The 7,730-nt window shown below is 50.8% G+C and carries 7 protein-coding genes; 5 read left to right on the top strand and 2 right to left on the bottom strand.

The window, feature by feature from the left end:
* Nucleotides 1-169: 169 nt before the first annotated feature.
* Together TU80_RS30800 and TU80_RS30795 are read right to left on the bottom strand one after the other, a co-directional pair.
* Complete coding sequence (locus TU80_RS30800) at nt 170-490, bottom strand: hypothetical protein (protein WP_017846753.1); 321 nt, start codon at nt 488-490, stop codon at nt 170-172.
* A 296-nt stretch (nt 491-786) separates the two neighbouring features.
* Nucleotides 787-1,356: a hypothetical protein gene (locus tag TU80_RS30795; protein WP_017846752.1), complete on the bottom strand. Its 570-nt coding sequence runs from the start codon at nt 1,354-1,356 to the stop codon at nt 787-789.
* Between the two features lie 1,128 nt (nt 1,357-2,484).
* Between TU80_RS30795 and TU80_RS30790 the strand changes: the two genes are divergently transcribed.
* From TU80_RS30790 to TU80_RS30770, 5 genes are all read left to right on the top strand, one after another.
* Nucleotides 2,485-3,321, top strand: a complete 837-nt coding sequence (locus tag TU80_RS30790; RefSeq protein WP_057006129.1) for a hypothetical protein — start codon at nt 2,485-2,487, stop codon at nt 3,319-3,321.
* A gap of 154 nt (nt 3,322-3,475) precedes the next feature.
* Nucleotides 3,476-4,207, top strand: coding sequence for a hypothetical protein (locus tag TU80_RS30785; protein WP_046382164.1), 732 nt, complete (start codon nt 3,476-3,478; stop codon nt 4,205-4,207).
* 117 nt (nt 4,208-4,324) lie between these two features.
* Complete coding sequence (locus tag TU80_RS30780) at nt 4,325-5,068, top strand: hypothetical protein (protein ID WP_227778716.1); 744 nt, start codon at nt 4,325-4,327, stop codon at nt 5,066-5,068.
* Nucleotides 5,069-5,898: 830 nt separating this feature from the next.
* On the top strand, nt 5,899-6,360 hold the full coding sequence (locus TU80_RS30775; RefSeq protein WP_057006128.1) for a hypothetical protein: 462 nt from the start codon (nt 5,899-5,901) through the stop codon (nt 6,358-6,360).
* 100 nt (nt 6,361-6,460) lie between these two features.
* Nucleotides 6,461-7,117 carry a hypothetical protein gene (locus TU80_RS30770; RefSeq protein WP_046382167.1) on the top strand — a complete coding sequence of 219 codons (657 nt, stop codon included), beginning with the start codon at nt 6,461-6,463 and terminating at the stop codon, nt 7,115-7,117.
* Nucleotides 7,118-7,730: the final 613 nt, after the last annotated feature.

Raw genomic sequence — 7,730 nt, 5'->3', positions numbered from 1 at the left:
GGAGGCACTATCGGCGCAGCTGTTAACGTCAAGACGGTATGAGTGCGGGGACACGAGGCTTATAGATTTCCGACAGGTGAAGAACCTAAAAGTGAGACCCCTTAGCGTTTTTACACACTCTGGGCCAAAAGCCGCCTGTCGATTGCCTTGACGCTGAAACCATGGACTCTCAATCTGTTATCGAACCCAACGCACTGTAAAGCTCTTGTCGAGCGAGAGGAAAATCCTCAAGCCTTGTCCTGGCTTCCAGCGTTGCGCGTGCTTTGGCAACAGACGCGGGCCCCAGGATACCAATGGCGCGTATGGCAGCCCAACGAGTGAAATGGTTCTCGGGATCTGAAACCAGCAAAAGTATTTTTTCAAAGTCTGCATCATCGGACGCATGCTCTGCCAGCAATCTGGCAATACCAAAGATATCAATTGGGTATGCAACCTGGTGCACGCCCAGATACATCGCCCTATCGATCAATTCGTCAAATGAAGAGTCCATGGTGTCTCGTAAGGTAGTCGGGGTTTCCACGTAGCTGAGCCAAGACAAGACTTTGTCAGAACTCATTAAACGTGCAGGGTGCAGCCGTCAGGTTACACGACCGTTTAGCCGAGGGCTGATAAACAGTTGTGGATTTTTGTCGGTGTGGGAAGCCGCTTTTGAGTCGATTCTGCCTGTCGTCTATGACAGAAAACAGCTATGATGCGGACGACGGTAGTAGGCTACATCAAAGTGCTGCCAGAGTTACTTACAGGCTGATTAAGCACTGAGGTCTATGGAAGCGACTCCACTATAATTTATTTATAAATGAACTGATACCCAACAATATAAGAGCCTATCTTATTGGAGTGTGCAGTCACCAAAACGACATCCATGCCTTTTTTCCTTCGTTCGTTGAACTCCAACTCAGTGGTGCACAGCTCAATCCAGCGCTCAGTATTTAAATCCTTAAACCGCAAGCCCGCCTCACACCGGCCAGACCTTCCAAAGGAAGGTCCCGGAATATGTAGCTCATAAGCTGATTCATAATGAACAATCTCGCCAGGCAACAGATAAGTAAAAACCTTATAACTATTTAAAGATAATACAAGACCCAGACAAACGCCCCCCACAAAAGAGTCGGCAACTCGCTTCAAATCTCTTCCGTCAGGGCGATAGTAAATTGCTCGTCCGGCAAAAACGAGTCCAACCAAACAGCCAACGACTATATAGGTGGTCCACTCAGGAATCGACGCCATTAAAACGATTCGAGTCCCAATGCGACTAGCCCAAAGCATATAAATAATCCAGCCCACCACCAAAATCAGGCACGTCGCCGCCCAGAAAGCTTTTTTCTTTGGCTCGTTTTCAAATGAAGGATATTCCATTCCCTGAATGCTCTATTTTTTATTTCCAACATGAGTCGAAGGCAGCGCAGCTCAACAGCCACAGGCTTGTCACGACGCCCCTCAAGATATTCACGGCTTTCGCCGAGGTGTGCAATAGCACCGAGACCAGAGTGCCGGCGTGCGCGCCCGGAACGACGCCAGGGTGATTGAGAGCGTGCCGACCATCAGGCACTCATCTGAATAGCCCCCACTCTAGTGGAGACTTTAGATTTCTGCTTTTGGACAACCTCTGCCTGTCGCCGCGGACGACAGTCGACCGATCGGATTAGACTACACCGGGGTCCTGTCAGAGATTATTTCCATGCTGATTAAATGCCAAAGGTGCGGTCAAGGTGACGTTCGAGCAATGCGGGTCTGCTCTACACAACTTTTACTGTGGGTGTGCGACGAGTGTGAAGCAACGTGGGCGAGCCAGATTGAGGTGAATGTCTGCAATTTTGAAGACTTCGGGACATTAATGGCCGGCATGGGACGCAAAGGTTTATGGTCAGAATTAGAGCCACAGTGATAATTTCGTCATCAACTACTGTCTATCAAAGGCCCCTTTTGGCCGTTTTTTGCCCGTCGCGCAGAACGGCAACCGACCCTAAGCTGTCCTTCGCGACCGGCAAAAAACGACCCGTTGCGGACGTTCAGAAACCTTTCGACTAAGTACTTACGATCACAACGGCACAACCAGTTATCGTTCTAGCGCCTGCTTCAAGCCGAACGCTTAGACCAGATCAACAGCCCTGACCTCTATAGCTCGTTGAGGGACAAAGCTGGCACCCTGTACTGTGCAGGATCTGAATCAACGTACAAGGAGGTGCTTCTAACTCTCATGACCCCTCGGTTGCCCGCTCGGGCAGCCGTTCTACAAGCCCCTCGCGGTAGCCCTGCGCTACGGTAACGATACTTAGTCGTCAGTCGATTAGACGCTAGACTCCCCGAGCAAGTTGAAAACGTTTGCGAATACAAAATTAAGAATAGAGTTTTGATTCGAAAACAATGGGCAGCAGTTATAGATCATGCTACTTGGCGAATGCACGGCTGCCCAAATAAGTATCAAACTCAGTCATTCGGCATGCGCAAACTTTTTCTATGAACGGACGCAGGGGAAGTAATGCTATGACTGACAACGACATCCGCTATTTTGGTCGCGACCTTATAGAACTCATTGACGTTAAATCCGCCAGAGACGTTTTATTATCCAGCGACATGTTCAAACACTCTCCGCGCATGAGTCGCCTGCTCAACTATCTTGTTGAACAGGCCATCGTCGAGTCGGTGCGCGACACCAGCGAATACGCCATCGGCATCAGCGTATTTGACCGCGACCCATGTTCGTACAGCACGGGCGAAGACCCGGTCGTTCGGGTACAGGTGGGGCGCTTGCGGGCAAAGCTGAGGAATTACTACGCAACATTCGGGCGTAACGCCAAGGTCAGGATCGTGATTCCCCTGGGTTGCTACATGCCCACCTTCCAGCGCCAGTCAGCAAACGCCACCGGGGTTGCGCCCAGCCATGCGTTTTGTATCTGCCCGTTCAAATGCCTGTCTTCACAAACGAGGTGGGAATGCTTTACCGAAGGGCTGCATGAGGAATTGACCCACCACCTGTACAAAAAGCTCGACAGGAAAATCATCGTCGAGTCCGCAGCTACTTGTGCAGGCATTCACCCTGCGCAATCACTCGACAGTGTGCCCTGCAACGGCATCGGTCACCGTCTGGAGGGCAGTGTCCACGTGGACGCGGAACGGATCAGAACGTCAGTACGCCTGATTGATGTAACAACAGGCTATGTGGCCTGGTCGGAACAGTTCAATCGCGCGGCGTATACGGCCATTGCACATCAACAAGAACTGGCGTCGTCTATTTGTTATGCACTACAAGGCTTCCTGGCAATGCATGCGAGTATTCTTTCGGGGCACTCAGCCCATAACAGCGGCACGGCGTTACTGTAACGATACTTATAAAAACATCGCGTTATTCATACGCTCCCCCTCGAACCACTGGAATGCGCTAACCACTGATTAGCCTCCCGGCGATTCAAATAGCCAGTCGCGCGGAATGAACGACTGACAAACTTTAATGTGTTAGGGATTAACAGGTGAAAAAATGACTACGTACACTATTGAGTTCAACTTTGAAAATTCCGAACAACAGGCCGTGCTCGCGGCTTTACAGGCGCAGGGTTATAATCTGCTGGCTTATAAAGGCGCCGTTGGCCCCAACCAGCTAACCACTGGCGTACCGACCTGGTTTTCGGTCCCTTACGGCGACCAGTTCGGCATCGTCGACATTTATTACAAACCTAAATACAAGTTGTACGTCAGCACCCAGGCCGATATCGCTGCCAATACAACGATTCTCATGAAATCCCTGTCCCGGCCCCTCGAACTTGGCATTGCGCAAACATTCAACTCTGACGGCACCTTCGTTTCAGGCGGGGTCAGCAATGTTCCCGCTGATAGCCTGGGGCTGTTCAATAATCGGCCTGCGGGTACGCCACCGCTGACAGTGGGCCTTGCCGGCCTTGTCACTACCCCTTCAGGAGGCGAACAGTACTTGCCGTTCTGCGCATTTACCTTGAACCCACAGGGTTCAATCATGATGAAGCCGCTGGAAACCATTTTGCTGGTTGCAGCGCAACAGAGCCTGGAGTCAGGTAATGTCCAAGCCAGCGTTTCGGCGCCTGGGTGCACCTTCTCGTTCTCCGCGAGCGTGGGCAAATATGACATGCAAGTGCTGCCCAGCACCTTTGCCATTACCAACCTGAAAGGTAAACCTTCGGTTTCCCCCGTAAGTTCCGGCTCGACCATTGGCACCATCGTCAACTCGGCCAAGTGACCGGATTTTAAATAGGTGCACTACACCCGTGTCCGTCCTGGCGGAAACGGGTGTTTTTCTATCTGGCGGGAGGTGCCTGTGTGTGAATACAGACCGTACGTACTGTTGTGTGCCTGCTTGATAACAGGCCTGTTGACTCAGGTTTGCCACGCGGCGCCGTTGCGGCTGACGCTTTATCTGAACATTGAAGCCCGGCAATTTTTGAATGCCACTAACCAGTCCATTGTCATCGTTGTACCCGACCCCTCGTCTGAAGGAGACAACAGCGTAGTGGCTATTAATTTACCGCCGCCTATCACGGACTCGATGGTGGTGGTCATTGAACCGAAGACCAGCATTTATGTTGCCCACGGTGTCGTCAGCTCCGCACAGGCTTTTAAAATCGGGGTGTCCAGCCCTGTCTTGTATGGCAACGCGTACAGCTTCAACGGTTATAAAATTAACGGAAACGGCAAAGGCAAGGACGGCAGCGTGGGTATCTACTACGACGCACCCCCTAACGCGAAACCGCTGATCACGGGGCAGGCGTTATTTATCTATGACAGTGACACAGGAAAGCCTGCTTCACCGTCGCCGATCAATGGCTTCACCCTCAACCCCTTTCAATCTCGCTATATCTCGCAGCCGGCCGCCGTTATATGGGCGCTGATCGGCAGCAATATCAGCAGCGGCAGCGTATTGCCTAACAGCGTGCTCAAGTCTGTATCGCCGTATCTGTCCTATGCCAACGCATCGACACAAGGGCGTTCGTCCTTTCAAATCAGTCGTTACCTCGAAGTACCCTTCAATGAACAGAACCAGGCCAGTATTCATTTTGACTTATCCCTTAACGCCTTCGAATGTGGGCCCTACCCGAAGTAGCGCTACGGTAACGATACTTACCCAGGTTGTGCCACTAACGTGCTACTGCGTCAGAAAAATGGGTCGATTCTGGAACAAATGCAGTGACAAGTAATTCTTGCAGTGTGGGACGAATTTGCGGTGACGTCCATTTCTGCTGGTTTTGGAGAGAGCCAGACTGAAGCCTATGAAAAAACGTTTATCAACGACTTAGCTCAAGCTGACAAACGCTCCAATAGACTGATTTTTAACTACAGAGAGCATGGTGTTGGCGCCGACGCCGAATTGCCCTAGTTGCCGATATATCTCTGACCCGGTCAGACTCCTCGCGAGCCACTACCTTTGCTAGATTTGTGTTGATTTAAAGGTGGGTCAGTCTCACGTCAGCTCGCGGGTCAATTCTGCATTGGCGTTAACACATATGGGCGGTCTGTCGCGTAATTTCAGAGTCGTCTTTAGTGTTTCATTACTATTGGTCTTGCTTATTTTTCACAAATTAGCGTGGTTTAAGATTGGAACTTTTTAGGGTGATCTTACGAAAATTATCTAGTGGTTTATCTGTGATGAAAATATTAATGCACCTCTGGCTCGTAGCCACCGAGTCACCCATTGCTACGCTTGTTTTTAGTGGGTAACAGCCGAGCTGTTACACGGTGTATCTGTAACGTTACTTACCAGAAGCAGGGGAGTTCGCGAATCTCAAATGGTCGCAGCCAATGACGGCAACGACGGTCAGCCGCGGTAGTGATTGCAGGACATTGCGATCCAAGCCAGCGGAGGCCTTATCACTTGGAGATTTCTAGAATGTCTGATGATCTGATTTGTCTCGACTTAAGCCCTAAGGAATGGACATGAAAAGTAAAAATCTGATTGTGCTGTTTTGTGCCGGTTCGCTGTTCAGCACGCTGGCGACTGCGGATGTTAACGTGTTCCGAGCGATCGATAGAAAAAACGCCACTTATGCGAAGGTAGCAGATGCGCAATGGAGGATTGACGAGGATGGTCTGTCCACATTTGAAGCAGCAAACTTCATTGTGCCCGGAAAGCCTTGCAAGGTCCGGTTCACTGTCGTTGGGGTCAACCCGCCGTTCAATCAGGGCGACCAGGGTCCGATCCACAATATGGCCGGATATATTGGCGTTTACTCTCCTCAGCACGGAGGGCTGGGGCATTGGAGCATTACCAAGGACCCCGCGCCGGCTGTCCCGGCTGAAATCACGAACTTTGTGATTGCAAACAATGCGTCGGAGGTAAATGTCGGCTATACCGGAGGCAGTCCTTCTCAATGCCTCACTCCGGCACAGCCAAATTAGTACTGCCAGAGCGCAATTGATATTGTGATGACTGATTAGAACTACAGTCAATTGAGAAGAGGTGTCTGGTTAGCACCTCTTCTTTTTTTAGGAGAGTCTTATGGCTGTTCTGCATTATTGTTATTCATTCACAAGCGATGTCCTCAAAAAAGATCTCGCTGGAACCCCAGATGAAGTCATTGCTCGGTTGCACCAAAAATCAGCTGAGGCGTGCAGAAAGCCGTCCCATGTGATGGCGGAGGCTTTAGAGGCAGTGCGTTTTAGCCCTTCTTGGCTTACCGATGAGGAAGAGAGTGATCGCCCGGCAAAGCAATTGCTGGTATGCCTACTTGGGCATTGTCATCCAGTACTCTCGCTAGGTCGAAGCGGTGAGCTTCCGTATCATTTGATTCTGAAGGCTCTACTGACGGATGCGGGGTGGAGTAACGAGCGAATCACTGACCTTATTCGTGGAAAGCCAGCAACAATCTTGTTTTCTATGGCGGAGAGAAAAGATTTGGAAGCGATATTCACTGGCCTCACTGATATCGTAGGTATTCTCGGTCCCGATGAATGCGCCAAGCTGACCATGGAGTTGAATTCAACTCGCGATTATTTCTTCATCGATCATGCGCGTCACGAAGAAGTTCTCGGCGGCATTGTTCCGAATTGGTCAGGTCAAGGGGCTGTGCTGGCGAAGTCTGCATGGTCAAGGGCGGTTGACATGCTGAGCAGTCGAGCCTCCGAGCGTGACGCGCTGATTTTGATACTGGATTGATTGTTTAGGTCAGCGGTAAAACCCGACGGGCGGCCAGACAGATAGAAGCAGCGACCTCCTGCTGCCACTCCATGGTCTGGGGGCCTGTTTCTCATCAAACTGGTCCACCCATAACAAACGTCCGCTTTGGCAGCTTGTAAGCTTGGCCGTCAGCCTCAGCTTGCAATCATGGAAGCGAAACCGAGCTGTAATCAGGTAGTCCAGAGCGTTGTGGTTAACGGTTTCAACCGGCACCACGAGCACGAACGTGGTCGAAAAGTTTTGGTATGCCTGGTATGCCAACAGACGTGTAACAGAACTGTCTTGACCTCTGCCTTTTTTTATCGCAGATCTGCTCATCCAACCGATTGGACAGATAGCTGAAAATTTTCTCAAGTCACCAAGGCCTTTGTGATTGGTGGGAAGCCTATTGTGCGATTGGGCACGGTAAAGTCGTATGCGAACGGCAGCAGTGGGTCGATTTCAGCCGGTCGCCACTGGCTGAAATCGGCCGATTCTGTTGAAAAAGTCGTACTCGCTTAGCCAAGGTGACCGCCTGCATCAATGAATAGCTTGCGGAGTTTTTTTCGAGCCGCCTCTGAAAGACGCGGTGAATAGCGTTGAAACTCTTCTT

The organism is Pseudomonas veronii (assembly GCF_001439695.1).
Classification (GTDB): domain Bacteria; phylum Pseudomonadota; class Gammaproteobacteria; order Pseudomonadales; family Pseudomonadaceae; genus Aquipseudomonas; species Aquipseudomonas veronii.
The sequence above is the reverse complement of the archived record's forward strand: the minus strand, read 5'-3'. Positions and strand labels throughout refer to the sequence as shown.